The following is an 18,665-nucleotide window of genomic DNA, read 5'->3' as shown; positions in this document are numbered from 1 at the left end:
TCGCGGGGCCGCGCCCCGCACCTTCCCCCACGTACCCTCACCCCTGGAGCAGTGATGCCCGCTCAGTCCGCCGACCCGGCCGCCGACGCCTCCGTGCCCGTCTACGACTACCTGGTGGTCGGCGGCGGCACGGCGGGTGCCGTTGTGGCCGCCCGGCTCAGCGAGGACCCCGATGTGACCGTGTGCGTCGTGGAGGCCGGGCCGTCGGACGTCGGGGACGACAACATCCTCAAGCTCGACCGGTGGATGGCCCTGCTGGAGTCCGGCTACGACTGGGACTACCCCGTCGAACCGCAGGAGTCGGGCAACAGCTTCATGCGCCACGCGCGCGCCAAGGTGCTCGGCGGATGCTCCTCGCACAACTCGTGCATCGCCTTCTGGGCGCCCGCCGAGGACCTGGACGAGTGGGGCGCGCTGGGGTGTTCCGGCTGGAGCGCGGCGGACTGCTTCCCGCTGTACCGGCGCCTGGAGACCAACGACGCGCCGGGCGACCACCACGGCCGCTCGGGCCCCGTCACCATCCGCACGGTGCCGCCCGCCGACCCCTGCGGCAGGGCCCTGCTCGCGGCCTGCGCGGACGCGGGCATCCCCACCACTCCGTTCAACACCGGAGCCACGGTGACGCACGGCGCGAACTGGTTCCAGATCAACGCGCGGGAGGACGGCACCCGTTCCTCGGCCTCCGTCTCCTATCTCCACCCCATCCTCGGCAAGCGGCCCAATCTGGAGATCCGCACAGGACTCCAGGCGACCCGGCTGCTGTTCGACGGCGGGCGCTGCACAGGCGCCGAGTTCCTGCTGCCCGACACCGTGCACCGCGGCCGGGTGCTGGCCCGCCGGGAGGTCGTCGTGTCGTGCGGCGCCATCGACGCGCCGAAGCTGCTGATGCTCTCCGGCATCGGCCCCGCCGAGCACCTGCGGGAGTCGGGCGTGGAGGTACGGGTCGACTCGCCCGGCGTCGGCTCGCACCTCCAGGACCACCCGGAGGGCGTGATCATGTGGGAGGCCAAGCGCCCCATGGTGACCTCGTCCACCCAGTGGTGGGAGATCGGCATCTTCACCGGCACCGAGGAGGGCCTCGACCGGCCCGACCTGATGTTCCACTACGGTTCGGTGCCGTTCGACCTCAACACGTACCGGCGCGGCTACCCGACCACCGACAACGCCTTCTGCCTGACGCCGAACGTGACGAGGGCGCGCTCGACGGGCACGGTCCGGCTGCGCACCCGGGACTTCAGGGACAAGCCGAAGGTCGACCCGCGCTACTTCACCCACGAGCACGACGTCCGGGTGATGACGCACGGACTGCGGCTCGCGCGCACCATCGCCGCGCAGGCGCCGCTCGCCGAGTGGACGGGCGCGGAACTGGCCCCGGGGCCCGAGGCGCAGAGCGACGAGGAACTCTTCGCCTACATCAAGGAGACCCACAACACCGTGTACCACCCGGCGGGCACGGTGCGGATGGGCGACCCGTCGGACCCCGACTCGCCGCTCGACCCGCAGCTGCGGGTGAAGGGCGTCAGCGGCCTGCGCGTGGCGGACGCCTCGGTGATGCCGTTCCTGCCCGCTGTGAACCCGTGCATCACCACCATGATGATCGGCGAGAAGTGCGCCGACATGATCAAGTCGGACCGGGCCGCGGCGCATTGACGCGCACGCCGCTCCGCTCAGCTCGCAACCCGGTTGCAACGTAGCTGTCCCTAGCCTCGGTTCCGTGCCGCCCGACGGCGGACGGCACGGACACCGGGAGGTCTCCGCGATGACCCGCTACGCCAACCCAGGCAGCGAAGGCGCTGTCGTCTCCTACCAGCCCCGCTACGACCACTGGATCGGCGGGGAGTACGTACCGCCCGCGCGCGGCGGCTACTTCGAAAACCCGAGTCCGGTCAACGGGCAGCCCTTCACGGAGGTCGCGCGCGGCACCGCGGACGACGTGGAGCGGGCGCTGGACGCGGCGCACGGGGCCGCACCCGGCTGGGCGGCGACGTCGGCGGCCGACCGTGCGCTCGCGCTGCACCGGATCGCGGACCGGATGGAGGCCCACCTGGAGGAGCTGGCGGTCGCCGAGAGCTGGGAGAACGGCAAGCCCGTCCGGGAGACGCTGGCCGCCGACATCCCGCTGGCGATCGATCACTTCAGGTACTTCGCGGGCGCGCTGCGCACCCAGGAGGGGTCGGTGAGCGAGCTGGACGGCGACACGGTCGCCTACCACTTCCACGAGCCGCTCGGCGTGGTGGCGCAGATCATCCCGTGGAACTTCCCGCTCCTGATGGCGACATGGAAGCTGGCTCCGGCGCTCGCCGCGGGCAACGCGGTCGTCCTCAAACCGGCCGAGCAGACGCCCGCCTCGATCCATCTGTGGATGAGCCTGGTGGCCGACCTGCTGCCGCCCGGCGTCCTCAACATCGTCAACGGCTTCGGTGTGGAGGCGGGCAAGCCGCTCGCTTCGAGCCCGCGGATCGCGAAGGTCGCCTTCACCGGGGAGACCACGACCGGGCGGCTGATCATGCAGTACGCGTCGGAGAACATCAAACCGGTCACGCTGGAGCTCGGCGGCAAGAGCCCCAACCTCTTCTTCGACGACGTGTCGGCGGCGGACGACGACTTCCGCGACAAGGCGCTCGAAGGCTTCACGCTGTTCGCCCTCAACCAGGGCGAGGTGTGCACCTGCCCGTCGCGCGCGCTGATCCAGCGCGGCCACTACGGCGAGTTCCTTGAGGCAGGCGTGGCCCGCACCGAGCAGATCGTCCCGGGGCACCCGCTCGACACGGAGACGATGATCGGCGCGCAGGCGTCCAACGACCAGCTCCAGAAGATTCTCTCGTATCTCGACATCGGCCGCCAGGAGGGCGCGAAGGTGCTCACGGGCGGTGAACGGGCCGAGTTCGGCGGGGACATGGCGGGAGGCTACTACGTCCAGCCGACCGTCTTCGAGGGCGACAACCGCATGCGGATCTTCCAGGAGGAGATCTTCGGCCCGGTCCTCGCGGTCACGCAGTTCGCCGACTTCGACGACGCGATCAAGACCGCCAACGACACCCTGTACGGCCTCGGCGCGGGCGTGTGGACCCGCGACGGCGCCACCGCCTACCGCGCGGGCCGCGCCATCCAGGCGGGCCGCGTCTGGACCAACTGCTACCACCTCTACCCCGCGCACGCGGCCTTCGGCGGCTACAAGCAGTCGGGCATCGGGCGCGAGAACCACCGCATGATGCTGGAGCACTACCAGCAGACGAAGAACCTGCTGGTGTCCTACTCGCCCAAGAAGCTGGGCCTGTTCTAGCCCGCGCCCGCGGCGCCGCGTCCGGCACGCGGCGCCGGGAAGGCTCCTGGAGCGGCGGCCGGGCGCCGGGCGCCTACCGCCGCGCGGGCGGTGCCTCAGAACATGCCGCCGTCGACCTGGAGCGTGCGGCCCGTCATATAAGCCGCGTCCTGCGAGGCGAGGAACGCGTAGGCGGCGGCGATCTCGTCGGGTTCGGCGAGCCGCCGCAGCGCGATGGCGGTGTCGAGCCACCGGGCCGTGTCCTGGGTCCCGGCGAGCCCGGGGTGCACATAGTGGGCGGCGTTCTCCGCGGCCATGTCCGTCGCGGTGCCGCCAGGGGCGATGGCATTGACGGCGATGCCCTTCCGGCCGAGTTCGGCGGAGAGGTTGAGCGCCATCGCCTCGACAGCCGCCTTGCTCGCCGCGTACAGGGTGTGGTGGAAGACGGACTTGGACGCGCTCACCGAGGAGGTCAGCACGATCCGGCCGCCCTCCCGCATGCGGGGGACGGCGTGCTGGACCGCGGAGAGCTGGCCGCGCGTGTTGACGGCGAAGACCCGGTCGAAGTCCTCGGGTGTGATGGTCTCCAGCGCGCCGAAGTGCTCGATGCCCGCGCAGGAGGCGAGGACGTCGAGTCGGCCGAACTCCGCCTCGGCGCGCTCGAACAGCGCCCCGGTCTGCTCGTGGTCGGCCACGTCGGCCCGCACCGCCACCGCCCGGCCGCCGGCCGAGGCCAGTTCGTCGACGAGCGCGCGGGCCGCCTGCTCGCTGCCCCGGTAGCCGATCACCACCGACGCGCCCTCGGCCGCCAGGCGCCGGGCGACGGCCGCGCCTATTCCGCGGCTGCCGCCGGTGACGACCGCCGTCCTGCCTTCGAAACGTGTCTCGCGCACGAGGTTCTCCACTCCGCGGGGCCCGGGGACCTGGACAGGGACGCCCGGCGGGCGGTGCCGGCCGGCGCCCCCGGTGGGCGTGTGCACCCATCGTAGGCCAAGTGCAGTAAATCCTTCACTTAGTCCGGGGAAATCTCCCGTACGCTCGGCCGTGCCCGGGAGCGAAGCCGTCGGGCCGCGAGAACGGCCGGAAACCGCAGGGCCGGAGGAGACGCGCCGGAAGAGACGGAACCAGAGGCGGGAAAGGGCGGACCAGGAGTGAGTGCACACGGGGCGGGGGCGGACGGGCGGGCACCGCTGCGCGCCGACGCCGCCCGCAACCGCGCGCAGATCCTGGAGGCCGCCAGGGACGCCTTCCGCGAGCGGGGCACCGCCGTCCCCATGGACGAGATCGCGCGCCGCGCCGGGGTGAACATCGCCACGCTCTACCGGCGCTTCCCCGACCGCGACGCCCTGGTCGCGCAGGTGCTGATCGACGGATTCACCCAGGTGCTCACGGCGGCGCGCGACGCGCGCGAGCGGGCGCCGCAGGACGCGCTCGGCGCCCTTGAGGACTTCCTCCTGCGGGCGGTCGAGGCACGGGACGAACTCGTGCTCCCGCTGATCGGCGGCCCTTCCACGGACTCGCCCGAAGCGCTCGAACTGCAGCGGGAGATCGCGCCCGCGCTCGCCGTCGTCCTCGACCACGCACGCGCCCAGGGCACCGTCAGGGCGGACGTCACCCCCGTCGACCTGATCACGGCGGCCGTCCTCGCCTGCCGGCCGCTGCCCCTCCTGCCCGCGGACCAGGCGGCCGCGCTCGCCGCCCGGCACGTGCGCGTCTTCCTCGACGGGCTGCGCCCCCACGGCACCAGGACGCTGCCGCAGGGCCCGACGCCCGAACAGCTCAGCGCCCACCTGCGGCTCTGAGCCGCGGCCGCCCGCCCCGCCCCCGGCGGCCTGCGGTCAGGTCAGGCCGACAGGTCAGGGGACGCGCGCCACGGCCGCGTAGATCGTGCTGTCCTCCTGCTCCGGGACGTCCGCGCCGCGGTACCAGCGGGGTGCGACGACCAGCCCGGGTTCGACGAGGTCGAGCCCTTCGAAGAAACGGGCCACGCCCTCGCGGGTGCGGAAGGCGAGCTCGATGCCCGCCTCCGCGTACTGCGCGGTGATGCGGGCGGCGCGCCCGGGCCGCAGGTCCGAGGAGGCGTTCGACAGGGCCAGATGGCTGCCCGAGGGCAGCGCGTCGACCAGGGTGCGCACGATGCCGTACGCCTCCTCGCCGGGGACGAAGTGCATCAGGGCGATGAGGGAGAGCGCGATCGGCCGGTCGAAGTCCAGGCTGCGGCGGGCGTGTTCGACGATGTATGCGGGGTCGCGCACGTCCGCCTCGACATAGTCGGTCGTACCCTCGGGGGTGCTGACGAGCAGCGCCTCCGCGTGCCGCAGCACGATGGGGTCGTTGTCGGTGTAGACGATCCGGGCCGAGGGCCTGATCCGCTGGACGACCTGGTGGAGGTTGGGCTCCGTGGGGATGCCCGTGCCGATGTCCAGGAACTGGTCCGTGCCGGACTCCGCGAGCCAGGAGACGGCCCGGATCATGAAGGCGCGGTTCTGCCGGGCCGAGTCCCGTCCGTCGACGGGAAGTTCCCTGCCGACGCGCCGGTCCACCTCGTAGTTGTCCTTGCCGCCGAGCAGCCAGTCGTAGACCCGCGCGGGATGCGGCCTGCTCGTGTCCACCTGGCGCTTGGGGCCGTACGTCATGATCATCCTCCGCCTTGTCGCTGCGCACAGGCTAGTCCCCCGGCGCGAGGCGCAGGCGGCGGGGCGCGAGCGTCCGCGGAGGTCCGAAGTGCCGGGCTCCGGTTCAGTGGTGGATGGGCTGCGGGGTGGTCTCGGTGAGGCGCCGGCCCGTGCCGCCCCACTGGAGCGCGATGATCTCGGCCATGATGGCGACGGCGGTCTCCTCGGGGGTACGGGCCCCGAGGTCGAGGCCGATCGGCGAGGCGAGGCGGCGCAGCGCGCTCTCGTCGACGCCGGCCTCGCGCAGTCGCGCCAGCCGGTCCTCGTGGGTGCGGCGGCTGCCCATGGCGCCGATGTAGCAGGCGGGTGTGCGCAGAGCGAGTTCGAGCAGCGGCACGTCGAACTTGGGGTCGTGGGTGAGCACGCAGATGACGGTGCTCTCGTCCACGGTGGTGCTCTCCAGATACGTGTGGGGCCAGGACACCACCAGTTCGTCGGCGTCGGGGAAGCGCTTGTGCGTGGCGAAGACGGGCCGCGCGTCGCAGACCGTGACGTGGTAGCCGAGGAACTTGCCGATCCTGGCGACCGCGCCGGCGAAGTCGATCGCGCCGAAGACCAGCAGCCGCGGCGGCGGTGCGAAGGAGTGCACGAACACGGAGACGTCCTCGTCCAACTGCTCCCCGTGCGGGCCCATCCGGACGACGGCGCTCTCGCCCCGCGCCAGCAGGCCGCGCGCACGCTCGGCCACGGCGGTGTCGAGGCGTCCTTCGCCGAGGGTGCCGGCCATGCCGTCCGGGGTGACGACCAGGTCGCGCTCGCGGGGCGGCTCGCCCGAGATCACGGAGGCGACGGCGACAGGGCGGGAGGCGCGGACCGCGTCGAGGACCTGCGGCAGGTGCGGATGGTGCGTGCCGCCCGCCGGCCGCACAAAGATGTCGATGATCCCGCCGCAGGTCAGCCCGACCTCGAAGGCGTCGTCGTCGCTGATGCCGTAGGTCGTCAGCGCGGGCGTACCGGTCTCGATGACCTCTTTGGCCAGCTCGTAGACGGCGCCCTCGACGCAGCCGCCCGAGACGCTGCCGACCACGTCACCTTCGGCGGACACCGCCATCGACGCGCCGGGCCTGCGCGGGGCCGACTTCCACGTCCCGACGACGGTGGCCAGCGCGAAGGGGGTGTCCGCCGCCTGCCAGGAAGCGATGCCGTTCGCGATGTCCCACACGCGTGCTCCTCTCCCGTCCCGGTGGGGGCGGCGCCGCGCGCGGCGGCGTCCGCTCCTTCCGGGCAGCGGCCATGGCGGCCTCCCGGGCCGCTCCACGCTGTGAGCATGCAAACCGCCGCAGCCGAAGGTCAACCGCGGCTTAAGCGTTCCCTTAACTCCCGAGCACGGCGGCAAGGTGGCAGGTCAGAGCGGTACAGGCGAGTTAAGCAGTCTCTTAACTCGCTGTTGACTTTGAACCGCGCAGAGGAGCCCAATGTGCCCACGACCCATCACCCAGGGAGTCACGCATGCAGGTTCCCGCACCGTTCGAGTACCAGCGCGTCAGCAGTGTCGACCAGGCGGTCGGGCTGCTGGAGAGGCTGGGCGACACCGCCCGCCTGGTGGCAGGCGGGCACAGCCTGCTGCCCATGATGAAGCTGCGCCTGGCCAATTTCGAGTATTTGATCGACATCAATGATCTGCACGAGGAGCTCGGCTACATCGTGGTGGAGCCCGAGCAGATCCGCATCGGCGCGCTCACCCGCCACCGCGAGCTGCTGGAGTCCGAGGAGCTGGCCGCGGCCTTCCCGATCTTCCGGGACGCGGAGCGCGTCATCGCCGACCCCGTGGTGCGCAACCGCGGGACGCTCGGCGGTTCGCTGTGCCAGGCCGATCCCTCCGAGGACCTGTCGGCCGTGTGCACCACCCTCGACGCCTCGTGCGTCATCCGCGGGCAGGACGGCGAGCGCGTCGTCTCCATGACCGACTTCCACCGCGGCCCCTACGAGACGGCGGTCGGGGACGCGGAGATGCTGACGGAGGTGCGCTTCCCCATCAGGCCCGGCGGTTCGAGCGCCTACGAGAAGGTGGAGCGGCGCGCGGGCGACTGGGCGGTCGTCTCCGCGGGCGCGGCCATCTGGCTGGAGGACGGGCTGGTCGCGGACGCCCGGGTGGGCCTCGCCGCGGTCGGCCCGAACACCGCGGGCATCCCCGGCATCGCCGAGGAGCTGCGCGGCCGCCCGCCGTCGGAGGAGCTGTACAGGCGGGCGGGCGAGATCGCCGCCGAGGCCGCGGACCCGGTCACCGACCGCAGGGGCAGCGCCGACTACAAGCGCCATCTGGCACGGGAGCTGACCGCGCGGGTGCTGCGCACGTCGGTCGAGAGGATCGGCGCCGCGACGGCGCCCGTCAACGGACAGGGAGTGTGATCATGCAGGTCACCATGACCGTCAACGGCGAAGAGGTCACCCGGGACATCGAGGGGCGGCTGCTGCTCGTCCATTTCCTGCGCGACCACCTCGCCCTGACCGGCACCCACTGGGGGTGCGACACCAGCAACTGCGGCACCTGTACCGTGTGGCTGGACGGCGAGCCCGTCAAGTCCTGCACGGTGCTGGCCGCGATGGCCGGCGGACACGACGTGCGCACGGTCGAGGGACTCGAACAGGACGGCGAACTCGACCCCGTGCAGCGCGGGTTCATGGAGTGCCACGGGCTCCAGTGCGGGTTCTGCACGCCCGGCATGATGATGACGGCGCGTGCCCTGCTCGACCGCACTCCGCACCCGTCGGAGCAGGAGATCCGCGAGGCGATCTCCGGTCAGATCTGCCGGTGCACCGGGTACGCCACCATCGTGCGCTCGGTGCAGTGGGCCGCCGCCGAGGAGGCGGGCACCCGAAGGAGCGTCACGTCGGACGAGGCGGGCGCGGCACCCGCCGGGGAGCCGGCGACCACATCAGCGGCCGCGTCGGGGAGCGCGTCATGACGACCGTCACGCAGCACAGCACCGTCACCGATTTCGAGGACAACGACCGCAAGCCGGTCGGCCACGGCCGGATGCTCCGCAAGGAGGACCCCCGCTTCGTACGCGGCAAGGGGCGCTACGTCGACGACGTGCAGCTGCCCGGCATGCTGCACCTGGCGATCCTGCGCTCGCCGATGGCGCACGCGCGGATCGTCTCCGTCGACACCACCCTGGCCGAGGCGCACCCGAAGGTGAAGCTCGTCGTGACCGGCGCGATGCTGGCGGAGAAGAACCTGGCGTGGATGCCGACGCTCTCCAACGACGTGCAGGCCGTACTCGCCACCGACAAGGTGCGCTTCCAGGGCCAGGAGGTCGCGTTCGTCGTCGCGGAGGACCGCTACGCGGCGCGCGACGCGCTGGAGCTGATCGACGTCGAGTACGAGCCGCTCGACCCGGTGGTCGACGTGCGCACGGCGCTCTCCCCCGACGCACCGCTGATCCGGGACGACATCGAGGGCAAGAGCGACAACCACTGCTTCGACTGGGAGACCGGCGACGCCGACGCCACCGACGCGGTGTTCGCCACGGCGGACGTGGTCGTCAGCGAGGACATCGTCTATCCGCGGGTGCACCCCGCGCCGATGGAGACCTGCGGCGCGGTGGCCGACTACGACGCGGTCGACGGCCGGCTCACGCTGTGGTCCACCACCCAGGCACCGCACGCGCACCGCACCCTGTACGCGATCGTGGCGGGGCTGCCCGAGCACAAGATCCGGGTGATCTCGCCCGACATCGGCGGCGGCTTCGGCAACAAGGTGCCGATCTACCCGGGCTACGTGTGCGCGATCGTCGGCTCGCTGCTGCTCGGCAAGCCGGTGAAGTGGATGGAGGACCGCTCGGAGAACCTGACGAGCACCGGTTTCGCGCGCGACTACGTGATGCGCGGGGAGATCGCCGCCACGTCCGAGGGACGCATCCTCGCGATCCGCACCCATGTGCTCGCCGACCACGGCGCGTTCAACGGGACGGCGGCGCCGGTGAAGTACCCGGCCGGCTTCTTCGGGGTGTTCACCGGCAGCTACGACATCGAGGCCGCGCACTGCAAGATGACGGCCGTCTACACCAACAAGGCGCCGGGCGGCGTGGCGTACGCCTGCTCGTTCCGTATCACCGAGGCGGTGTACCTGGTCGAGCGGATGGTCAACGTCCTCGCCTACGACCTGGACATGGACCCGGTGGCCCTCAGGATGAAGAACTTCATCCGGCCCGAGCAGTTCCCGTACAAGACCAAGACCGGCTGGGTGTACGACTCGGGCGACTACGCGCCGACCATGAACCTCGCGACCGAGCTGGTCGGCTACGACCAGCTGCGGGCCGAGCAGGCCGAGAAGCGCGCACGCGGCGAACTCATGGGCATCGGCGTCGCGTTCTTCACCGAGGCGGTGGGCGCCGGTCCGCGCAAGGACATGGACATCCTCGGGCTCGGCATGGCCGACGGCTGCGAGCTGCGGGTCCACCCCACGGGCAAGGCCGTCGTGCGGCTGTCCGTGCAGTCGCAGGGGCAGGGGCACGAGACGACGTTCGCGCAGATCGTCGCCGAGGAGCTGGGCATCCCGCCCGAGGACATCGACGTGGTGCACGGCGACACCGACCAGACGCCGTTCGGGCTCGGTACGTACGGCAGCCGCTCGACGCCGGTCTCCGGCGCGGCCGCCGCCCTGGTCGCCAGGAAGGTCAGGGACAAGGCGAAGATCATCGCCTCCGGCATGCTGGAGGTCTCCGTCGCCGACCTCGAATGGGCGAAGGGCTCCTTCCATGTCACGGGCGACCCGACGGCGTCCGTCACCATCCAGGACATCGCGATGCGGGCGCACGGCGCGGCGGACCTGCCCGAGGGCATCGAGGGCGGGCTAGAGGCGCAGATCTGCTACAACCCGGAGAACCTGACGTATCCGCACGGCGCGTACATCTGCGTCGTCGACATCGACCCGGGGACGGCCGTGGTGAAGGTCCGCAGGTTCGTCGCCGTGGACGACTGCGGCACGCGCATCAACCCGATGATCATCGAGGGCCAGGTGCACGGCGGGCTCACCGACGGCGTCGGGATGGCGCTGATGGAGATGATCTCGTTCGACGAGGACGGGAACTGCCTGGGCGGTTCGCTGATGGACTACCTGATCCCCACGGCGCTCGAAGTGCCCGACTGGGAGACCGGGTTCACCGTCACACCGTCCCCGCACCACCCCATCGGGGCGAAGGGCGTGGGCGAGTCTGCGACGGTCGGCTCGCCACCCGCCGTGGTCAACGCGGTGGTCGACGCGCTCAAGCCGTTCCAGGTGCGGCACGCCGATATGCCGCTGACCCCGTCCCGGGTGTGGGAGGCCATGAACGGGCAGGCCACCCCGCCGATCTGACGGGCCGTGCGGTCGGGTCGGATCCGGTGAAGGCGTCGAGGAGAGTGTGGAGCGTGGGGACCTTGAGGAGGTGGCCGCGGTGATGTCGACGTCCGTGACACCCGTGTCGAGGACGGTGAGCGAGCGGGTGCTCGACCTGGCGGCGCGCCGCGTGCCGTTCGTGCACGCGACGGTGGTGCGGGCCCAGGTCCCCACCTCGGCGCACCCGGGCGACGAGGCCATCGTGTACGAGGACGGCACCATCGACGGCTTCGTCGGCGGGGTGTGCGCCGAGGGCTCCGTGCGTACGGCGGCCCTCGGCGCGCTGAGCGACGGGGGGCCGCTGCTGCTGCGGGTGCTGCCCGAGGGCGAGACGGCCTTCCCCGAGTCGCCCGGGGCCCGTGTGGTGGTCAACCCCTGCCTGTCAGGAGGGGCGTTGGAGATCTTTCTCAGGCCGGTGCTGCCGCCGCCGCTGATCGAGGTCGTCGGGCACACCCCGGTGGCGGACGCGGTGGTGGCGCTCGCCGGGGTGCTCGGCTACGCGACGGCGCGCTCGCTGCCCGCCGCGGTCTCGGAGAACACCGCGGCGGTCGTCGTGGCGGGACACGGCAGGGACGAGGAGGAGTCGATCAGAGCCGCGCTGGACGCGGGCGTGCCCCATGTCGCCCTGGTGGCGAGCCACCGCAGGGGCGCGGCGGTCCTTGAGGAGCTGGATCTCGACGAGGCGGAGCGGGCGCGGGTCGCCACCCCCGCGGGCCTCGACATCGGGGCGAGGACGGCGCCGGAGATCGCGCTGTCGATCCTGGCCGGGGTCGTGGCGTCGGTGCGCTCAGGTGCCGCGGGCCCGGGGGCGCCCACCGCGGCGGGCGCCGCGTCCAACGGCGGGCAAAGCGCGCAGGGCCCGGCCGGGGGCGCGACCGAGCCGACGGCCGAGGCGCGGCCCCGCCAGACGGAGGACCCGGTGTGCGGGATGACGGTGACCGTGATGCCGGACACTCCGCACCTGGCCGTCGACGGCACCGACGTCTGGTTCTGCTCGCCCCACTGCAGGAAGCACTATGCGGAAGGACTGGTGGACTAGGCGTGTTCGTCACCGGGATCCTCCTCGCCGCGGGCAGCTCGCGGCGGCTCGGGCAGCCCAAGCAGCTGCTGCCGCTGGGCGGGGCCACCCTGCTGGACGCGGCGCTCGCCACCGCGCGCGCGTGCGGCTTCGACCAGCTCCTCCTCCCCCTCGGCGGCTCGGCGGACGCCGTACGGGACAGGGTCGACACCTCGGGCGCCGACCAGTTCGACGTGGAGCGGCACGGCGACGGGTGCGGCGCGTCCGTCACCGCCGCGATGGGCCGGGTCGACCCGCGCGCCGACGGCGTCGTGCTGCTGCTCGGCGACCAGCCGGGGGTGCGGCCGGCGGACGTGGCGGGGCTGCTCGGCGCCGTCGCAGGCCGGCCCGCGGGCTTGTGCCGTTACCGCGACGGGCCCGGCCATCCGCTCTGGTTCGGCCGTGAGCTGTTCGGGGACCTGGCCGCACTGCACGGCGACAAGGCCGTGTGGAGACTGCTGGATTCAGGACGCTTCCCTGTGGTCCTGCACCCGGTGGACAGGACCGTGCCGCGGGACGTGGACACCTGGGACGACTACCGGGCCCTCGTCGCGGAGGTGGGCCGGTGAGTCCGCTGTTCCGCGACGCGGGCGAGGTGCGCAAGCGGCTCGACGCCGTAGGCCACCTGGTGGACGAGGGCACGGCCACCGCGTTCTTCCTCGCCACCGCGCTGCACCGGCCGCTCCTCGTCGAGGGCGAGCCGGGTGTCGGCAAGACGAGCTCCGCCACCTCGCTCGCCATGGCGCTCGACACCCCGCTGATCCGCCTCCAGTGCTACGAGGGCCTGACGGCCGCGGAGGCGCTTTACGAGTGGAACTACCAGCGCCAGCTGCTCGCGATCCGCCTCACCGAGGCGCGCCAGGAGCGGCTGAGCGACGCCGACCTGTTCACGGAGGAGTACCTGCAGGACCGGCCGCTGCTGCGGGCGGTACGCCACCGCGGCCCGGTGCCGCCGGTGCTCCTGATCGACGAGATCGACCGGGCCGACGACGAGTTCGAGGCGCTGCTCCTCGAATTCCTCGGCGAGAACTCCATCACCGTCCCCGAACTGGGGACGTTCACCGCTGCCGTGCCGCCGGTGGTGGTCCTGACGTCCAACCGCAGCAGGGAGCTCCACGACGCGTTGCGCCGCCGCTGCCTGTACCACTGGATCGACTTCCCGAGCCCCGAGCGGGCGACGGAGATCCTGCGCCGCGCGGTGCCGGGAGCGGGCGAGCCGCTGATCGCCTCGGCCGCCGCGTTCATCGGCCGGGTGCGCACGCTCGACCTCGACAAGGCGCCCGGCATGGCCGAGACCATCGACTGGGTGTCGGCGCTCACGGCGCTCCAGGTGACCCGGCTGGTGCGGGCCGATGTGGTGCGCACGCTCAGCACCATCGCGAAGAGCCCCGACGACCACGTCACGATCACCGAGGCGCTGGACGATCTCGGCTGTCCGGGCCAGGCCGGCCGCGACGAGCCGCACAGAGAGGAAGCGACGAAGCAATGAAGATCGAGAACGCGTTCGCGGTCAGTGTCCCCGTCGACCGGGCCTGGGAGGCCCTGACGGACCTGGAGGGGCTCGCCCCGTGCATGCCGGGGGCCCAGCTCACCGGCGTGGAGGGCGATGTCTACAAGGGCAAGGTGAAGGTCAAGGTAGGCCCGGTGATCAGCCAGTTCGCCGGCACGGCCCACTTCGTCGAGAAGGACGAGGCCGCGCACCACGCGGTCGTCAGCGCGAAGGGCAAGGACTCGCGGGGCGCGGGCAACGCGTCGGCGACGATCGACCTCCAGCTGACCCCCGAGGGCGACAGCACGGCCGTGGCGGTGCTCACCGACCTCAACATCACCGGCAAGCTGGCCCAGTTCGGCAGCGGGATGATCAAGGAGATCTCGGAGAAGCTGCTCGGCCAGTTCGTACGCAACCTGGAGGAGCGCCTGCACGCGCCCGCCGCCGAGGCCCCCGGCTCCGGCGCTTCGGACACCCCGGCGTCCGGGGACGGCGGGGGCGCCGCGGCTGCCGGCGCCGCCGCGTCACCGGCGGGCGGCGGCTCCGGCGCCCCGGCCCCTGCGGCCCAGACGTCCGCCGCACCGGCCCGCGAGCAGACCCCGGCCCGTACGGGAGCCCCGTCCACCGCGGCGGACCCGGGGCGGCTCTCCGCGCCGTCGCAGAGCTGGTCGCCCCCGCGGGACCAGGAGGTCCCGCACGTCAACGGGGCGGCGGCACCGGCGCGTCCGGCGCAGGACGCGCCCGCGGGCGAGCCCGGGCACACCGCTCCGCAGCGGGAGCCCGCCACGCCCGCCACGGCGCCCGCGGCCGCGGCGGACGCGGGGTCCGGGGCTGCTGCGTCGCGCAGCTTCGACCAGGGCGACGAGCCGGAGGCCCTGGACCTGATGGGCCTCGCGGGCAGCTCCGTGTACAAGCGCCTCATCCCGGTGGGCATCGCGGGAGCCGTGGTCGTGGGTGTGATCATCTACTTCGTCGTCCGGTGATCGGACAGGCCCCCTCCCTGCTGCCCGCGGTCGACCGGGCCGCCTTCGCCATGGCGCTGGCGGGCCGGCTGCGGGCACGCGGGGTGCGGGTCGGGCTCACGGCGGCCGGCGACCTGGTGCGCGCCCTCGGGGCCGTGCCCGAGCTCACCCGTACGACGCTCTACTGGACGGCGCGGGTGTGCCTGATCCGCGACCACGACGGTCTCGCGGAGTTCGACGACGTCTTCGAGGCGGTGTTCGGCGATGCCATGCTCTCCCTCGACCCGCACGCGCGGCGCGACGGCCTGGGCGCGGCGGGCGGCGGGCAGGACGACACCTACGCCTCGGTGCCCGGCGGCGAGCGGGAGGAGCAGGAGGGCGCGGGGCTGCCGTGGCTGACGCTGCCGCCCTCGGTGACCGCGGCCGACGCGGCGGACGACCAGGCCGTGGCGGTGCCCGAGCGGCTGCCCACGGCCGTCGCGGGACTCCTCGACACGCCCTTCGAGCAGCTGGGACCGGCCGAGGCCGCGCTGCTCGGGCGGTGGCTCGAGGCGGCGCTGCGCACCTGGCCCACGCGGCGTTCGCGGCGCTTCTCCGCGCGGCGCGGCGGCCCGCGGGTGCTGCTGCGCCCCACGGTGGCCCGCGCGCGGCGCACGGGCTGGGAGCCGGTGCGGCTGGTGCGCGCGGGGCCCGTGGCCAAGCCGCGCCGTGTGGTGATGGTGTGCGATGTGAGCCGCTCGATGCAGCCGCAGGCGGTGGCGTACCTCCACCTGATGCGGGCGTTGACGCTCGCGGCGGACGCCGAGGTCTTCGCGTTCGCCACGTCGCTGACCCGGCTGACCACGGTGCTCGCGCACCGGTCGGCCGAGGCGGCGGTGGCGGAGGCGTCGGCGAAGGTCGAGGACCGCTTCGGCGGTACGCGCATCGCGACGTGCCTGCGCTCGCTGCTCGCCTCGCACCACGGCGGCCTGCTGCGCGGCGCCGTGGTGATCATCGCTTCGGACGGGTGGGACGGGGATGCGCCTGAGCTGCTCGCGGGGGCGATGGCGCGGGTGCGCAGGCGCGCCCACCAGGTGGTGTGGCTGAATCCGCGGGTGTCGGCGCCCGGTTTCGTGCCGCGCACCACGACCATGGCCGCGGCGCTGCCGTACTGCGACGCGCTGCTGCCCGCCGACACGTTCGCCTCGCTGCGCACGGTGTTCGACGAGGTGTGCGGACGGGCGTGCGCGCCGGCGCGCGGGGATCGGCGCGCGGCGTGACCTGGCACGCCGGGCGGCCGTACCCTCAGGGACCGCCGCGTCGCGATCTGTAGCCGTCCCGGGCGCCGTTGGGATAGTTTGGGGCCGGGACGATCTTTCGGTGGAGGCAGCGTGACCCCGGCGCAACTGCGGGCTTTCCTTGCGACCGTGCGCGGCGGATCGGTGAAGGCCGCAGCGGCGGATCTGGACGTCTCGGAGGCCGCCGTCTCGATGCATGTCGCACATCTGCGCAAGGAGCTGGGTGACCGGTTGTTCGCGCGCACGGCGAGCGGCCTCGCCTTCACCCCGGGGGGTCTGCGGCTCGCCAGCAGGGCCGCCGAGATGCTGGGCCTGCAGAACCAGACGATCCTCGAGGTCAGCCAGGCGGGCGGCGGGCGCAGGCTGCTGCGGGTCGCCGCTTCGAGCCTGTTCGCGGAGTACGCGGCGCCCGGCCTCCTCGAACTGTTCGCGAGCCGCGCGGACGACCTGGACGTCGAGTTGAGCGTGCAGAATCCGCAGGACTTCGCGCGGCTGCTGTCCTCGCGTGCGGTGGACGTGGCCATGGGGCCGCCGCCCGCCACGGTCGACTCGTCGCTGACCTGCACGGCGTTCCTCAACTACCAGGTGTTCGCGGTCGTCGCGCCGGATCATCCGTTCGCGGGCCGCCGGCTCGGGACGGCCGAGCTGCGCGCCCAGAACTGGCTGCTCGGCCCTTCGGCGGTGGGCAGGCTCGGCATGGTGCCTGCGATCCTGCGCCGGATCGGCGTGCCGGAGGAGCAGCAGCGGATCTTCCAGAGCCACACGGCGGCGGTCGAAGAGGCCAAGCATGGCGGGGGGATCGCCCTCGGTGTGGCGTTCGCGGTGTCGAAGGACCTTGCCGACGGATCCCTCAAACAGGTGACGGGTCCCTCGCTGCCCGCGCGGGGCTCGTGGAACCTGCTGGCCCTCGCGGAGCGCGACGCGCCGCCCGCGGCGGCGGAGCTGGCCCGCTTCGTCACCACGCCGCGCGCCACGCAGGCGATGCTGCGGGGCGCGGGCGTGACCGCGGGGCGCTTCCGCCCCGCCATCCATGTGACGCTCTGGAGCTGACAGTGCGCCCGGCCGGCGGGCACCGGTGTCAGGCGGTGCCCGCGCGGTCGGCCCGTGCGCCCGTCGTGGTGCGGCGTGCGTACGCGTCGATCAGGGCGTGGACGGCGTCCGGCTGCTCGACCTGGGGCAGGTGGCCCGCCTCGGGCACGGCGGCGAACTCGGCTTCCGCGAACCCCGCGGCGTACGCCCTGCCGTAGGCGGGGGTGGCGACGCGGTCGCTCTCTCCCCACACCACCAGCGCGGGCACCCGGACTTCGCGCAGCCGCGGCAGCAGCAGCGGGTCGTGCATGACGGGCGCGACGGCCCGCATGGTGGCCATGTTCGCCTGCTGCGCGGCGCGTTGCTCGGGGCTCGCCTTCGCGGGGTCGAAGGGGGCGCGGCGCGGGTCGTGCCAGGCGCGCGCGGCGAACTCGCGCGGGTCGAGGCCGTCCACGTCGAGGACGGGCTCGCCCTCGACGTGGATGCCGACGCCGTCGATCAGGACGAGGCCGGTGAGGGCTCCCCCGGTGTCGCGCAGCGCCATCTCGGTGGCGATCCAGCCGCCGAGCGAGGAGCCCACGACGAGCACGTCGCGCAGCCGGCGGTCGGCGACGAGGCGCAGATAGGCGTCGGCGAGGTCGGTCACGCCGGCTATCCGCGCGGGGCGCGGGGTGCCGTTCCAGCCGGGGTGCACGGGTGCCAGGACGTGTCCGGTGTGCGCCAGGTGGTGCGCGAGGCCCGCGACGGTGAGGGGCCCCCCGCCGCCGTGCAGCAGGAGCACGGGCCGTCCCTCGCCCGCTTCCGCGAGGGAGAGGTCGAGGTCGTCGTAGAGCGTGTGTGTGCCGGGAGTCGTCATGCGGAGCACAGTAACTAAGCTTATTGATATAAGCAAGTTTAGTCATAGGCTAGGCTGGGGCCATGCCCGGCGAACTACAGATCCTCGGCAGAGCCGTCAAACAGGTCCAGTACCGGCAGCACCGTGCGCTCGACACCGCGCTCGCGGGGGTCGGCACGACGCTCGCGCAGTGGGACGCCCTGCGCGCGGTCGGCCGCTCGCCCGGGGCGTCGGGGCGTGCGCTCGCCGCCGCCACGTTCCAGAGCGAGCAGGCGTTCGGGACGCTCGCGGGGCGACTGGCCGCGCAGGGCCTGATCGAGCGCAGGGCGGGCCGCGGCCGCGCGCTCGGGCACCACCTCACCCCGGCGGGTGAGCGGGTCCTCGCGGCGGGCCACGGCGTCGCCGACGAGGTGCTCGCCGAGTGCTTCGCCCCGCTGGCGGCCGCCGAGCGCACGGCACTGCTCGCGCTTCTCGGCCGCCTGACCCCGGACGCCCCCGGCGACCGGGGCGCACGGGGCGGCTCCGGCGCGAGCGGGTAGGGGCCCGGGAGTGTCCGCGCAGCCGCGTCGCGGGGCGAGCAGGACGCGGCTGCACGGACCCGACTGACGGCGCAGGGGCGGCTGCGGGGACACTCCTGGGGAGTGTCTTCAAAAGAGCGTCGTCCGCCCGGAGGGCGGGGTCGGGGTGGTCCGGTGCGTGCGATCGCAAGGCGGAGGAGTGAGTCGACGCGGAGCGTCGGCGATCGACGACAACGCCGCG

Annotated in this window: 17 protein-coding genes; 13 read left to right on the top strand and 4 right to left on the bottom strand. The window is 73.0% G+C overall.

Going from position 1 to position 18,665, the window contains the following annotated elements:
* Window positions 1–54: 54 nt before the first annotated feature.
* Both AB0910_RS22500 and AB0910_RS22495 read left to right on the top strand, forming a co-directional pair.
* The gene (locus tag AB0910_RS22500) at window positions 55–1,650 is read left to right on the top strand and encodes a GMC oxidoreductase (RefSeq protein WP_366746406.1); all 1,596 of its coding nucleotides are present in this window, start codon (window positions 55–57) and stop codon (window positions 1,648–1,650) included.
* A 109-nt stretch (window positions 1,651–1,759) separates the two neighbouring features.
* Complete coding sequence (locus AB0910_RS22495; protein ID WP_366746477.1) at window positions 1,760–3,283, top strand: aldehyde dehydrogenase family protein; 1,524 nt, start codon at window positions 1,760–1,762, stop codon at window positions 3,281–3,283.
* A 95-nt stretch (window positions 3,284–3,378) separates the two neighbouring features.
* Here AB0910_RS22495 and AB0910_RS22490 read toward each other — a convergent pair whose 3' ends face one another.
* Window positions 3,379–4,155, bottom strand: coding sequence for a glucose 1-dehydrogenase (locus tag AB0910_RS22490; protein WP_366746405.1), 777 nt, complete (start codon window positions 4,153–4,155; stop codon window positions 3,379–3,381).
* 258 nt (window positions 4,156–4,413) lie between these two features.
* Here AB0910_RS22490 and AB0910_RS22485 point away from each other — a divergent pair, with 258 nt between their 5' ends.
* On the top strand, window positions 4,414–5,064 hold the full coding sequence (locus AB0910_RS22485; RefSeq protein WP_366746404.1) for a helix-turn-helix domain-containing protein: 651 nt from the start codon (window positions 4,414–4,416) through the stop codon (window positions 5,062–5,064).
* A 54-nt stretch (window positions 5,065–5,118) separates the two neighbouring features.
* On the opposite strand, the gene AB0910_RS22480 is transcribed toward AB0910_RS22485, so the two are convergent.
* Entirely contained in the window at window positions 5,119–5,898 is a 780-nt protein-coding gene (locus tag AB0910_RS22480) for an SAM-dependent methyltransferase (protein WP_366746403.1), read from the bottom strand.
* 103 nt (window positions 5,899–6,001) lie between these two features.
* Window positions 6,002–7,099: an XdhC family protein gene (locus AB0910_RS22475; RefSeq protein WP_366746402.1), complete on the bottom strand. Its 1,098-nt coding sequence runs from the start codon at window positions 7,097–7,099 to the stop codon at window positions 6,002–6,004.
* 287 nt (window positions 7,100–7,386) lie between these two features.
* Here AB0910_RS22475 and AB0910_RS22470 point away from each other — a divergent pair, with 287 nt between their 5' ends.
* The 9 genes from AB0910_RS22470 (at window position 7,387) to AB0910_RS22430 (ending at window position 17,092) form a co-directional block, all read left to right on the top strand.
* On the top strand, window positions 7,387–8,286 hold the full coding sequence (locus tag AB0910_RS22470) for a xanthine dehydrogenase family protein subunit M (RefSeq protein WP_366746401.1): 900 nt from the start codon (window positions 7,387–7,389) through the stop codon (window positions 8,284–8,286).
* A gap of 2 nt (window positions 8,287–8,288) precedes the next feature.
* Window positions 8,289–8,843, top strand: a complete 555-nt coding sequence (locus AB0910_RS22465; protein WP_366746400.1) for a (2Fe-2S)-binding protein — start codon at window positions 8,289–8,291, stop codon at window positions 8,841–8,843.
* A complete protein-coding gene (locus AB0910_RS22460) occupies window positions 8,840–11,236 on the top strand; it encodes an aerobic carbon-monoxide dehydrogenase large subunit (protein ID WP_366746399.1) in 2,397 nt (798 codons plus the stop codon). Before AB0910_RS22465 ends, AB0910_RS22460 begins: the two co-directional genes overlap by 4 nt.
* Before the next feature lie 46 nt (window positions 11,237–11,282).
* Window positions 11,283–12,296, top strand: coding sequence for an XdhC family protein (locus AB0910_RS22455; RefSeq protein ID WP_366746398.1), 1,014 nt, complete (start codon window positions 11,283–11,285; stop codon window positions 12,294–12,296).
* Between the two features lie 2 nt (window positions 12,297–12,298).
* Window positions 12,299–12,883: a nucleotidyltransferase family protein gene (locus AB0910_RS22450; RefSeq protein WP_366746397.1), complete on the top strand. Its 585-nt coding sequence runs from the start codon at window positions 12,299–12,301 to the stop codon at window positions 12,881–12,883.
* Window positions 12,880–13,803, top strand: a complete 924-nt coding sequence (locus tag AB0910_RS22445) for a MoxR family ATPase (protein ID WP_366746396.1) — start codon at window positions 12,880–12,882, stop codon at window positions 13,801–13,803. Before AB0910_RS22450 ends, AB0910_RS22445 begins: the two co-directional genes overlap by 4 nt.
* Window positions 13,800–14,786, top strand: a complete 987-nt coding sequence (locus tag AB0910_RS22440; RefSeq protein WP_366746395.1) for an SRPBCC domain-containing protein — start codon at window positions 13,800–13,802, stop codon at window positions 14,784–14,786. Before AB0910_RS22445 ends, AB0910_RS22440 begins: the two co-directional genes overlap by 4 nt.
* Window positions 14,783–16,024, top strand: coding sequence for a VWA domain-containing protein (locus AB0910_RS22435; protein WP_366746394.1), 1,242 nt, complete (start codon window positions 14,783–14,785; stop codon window positions 16,022–16,024). The genes AB0910_RS22440 and AB0910_RS22435 overlap by 4 nt, the downstream gene beginning before the upstream one ends.
* Before the next feature lie 111 nt (window positions 16,025–16,135).
* The gene (locus AB0910_RS22430) at window positions 16,136–17,092 is read left to right on the top strand and encodes a LysR family transcriptional regulator (protein ID WP_366746393.1); all 957 of its coding nucleotides are present in this window, start codon (window positions 16,136–16,138) and stop codon (window positions 17,090–17,092) included.
* 28 nt (window positions 17,093–17,120) lie between these two features.
* On the opposite strand, the gene AB0910_RS22425 is transcribed toward AB0910_RS22430, so the two are convergent.
* Window positions 17,121–17,927, bottom strand: coding sequence for an alpha/beta hydrolase (locus tag AB0910_RS22425; protein WP_366746392.1), 807 nt, complete (start codon window positions 17,925–17,927; stop codon window positions 17,121–17,123).
* Between the two features lie 62 nt (window positions 17,928–17,989).
* Between AB0910_RS22425 and AB0910_RS22420 the strand changes: the two genes are divergently transcribed.
* A complete protein-coding gene (locus tag AB0910_RS22420) occupies window positions 17,990–18,445 on the top strand; it encodes a MarR family winged helix-turn-helix transcriptional regulator (RefSeq protein WP_366746391.1) in 456 nt (151 codons plus the stop codon).
* Window positions 18,446–18,665 lie beyond the last annotated feature (220 nt).

It is taken from the genome of Streptomyces sp. NPDC047002, assembly GCF_040704505.1.
Lineage (GTDB): Bacteria > Actinomycetota > Actinomycetes > Streptomycetales > Streptomycetaceae > Streptomyces.
The sequence above is the reverse complement of the archived record's forward strand: the minus strand, read 5'-3'. Positions and strand labels throughout refer to the sequence as shown.

Bases quoted from the DNA above. Each gene is read 5' to 3' on its own strand.
- AB0910_RS22460 (WP_366746399.1), top strand. From the start codon at position 8,840: ATGACGACCGTCACGCAGCACAGCACCGTCACCGATTTCGAGGACAAC.
- AB0910_RS22420 (WP_366746391.1), top strand. From the start codon at position 17,990: ATGCCCGGCGAACTACAGATCCTCGGCAGAGCCGTCAAACAGGTCCAG.
- AB0910_RS22495 (WP_366746477.1), top strand. From the start codon at position 1,760: ATGACCCGCTACGCCAACCCAGGCAGCGAAGGCGCTGTCGTCTCCTAC.
- AB0910_RS22480 (WP_366746403.1), bottom strand. From the start codon at position 5,898: ATGACGTACGGCCCCAAGCGCCAGGTGGACACGAGCAGGCCGCATCCC.
- AB0910_RS22465 (WP_366746400.1), top strand. From the start codon at position 8,289: ATGCAGGTCACCATGACCGTCAACGGCGAAGAGGTCACCCGGGACATC.
- AB0910_RS22500 (WP_366746406.1), top strand. From the start codon at position 55: ATGCCCGCTCAGTCCGCCGACCCGGCCGCCGACGCCTCCGTGCCCGTC.
- AB0910_RS22440 (WP_366746395.1), top strand. From the start codon at position 13,800: ATGAAGATCGAGAACGCGTTCGCGGTCAGTGTCCCCGTCGACCGGGCC.
- AB0910_RS22425 (WP_366746392.1), bottom strand. From the start codon at position 17,927: ATGACGACTCCCGGCACACACACGCTCTACGACGACCTCGACCTCTCC.
- AB0910_RS22470 (WP_366746401.1), top strand. From the start codon at position 7,387: ATGCAGGTTCCCGCACCGTTCGAGTACCAGCGCGTCAGCAGTGTCGAC.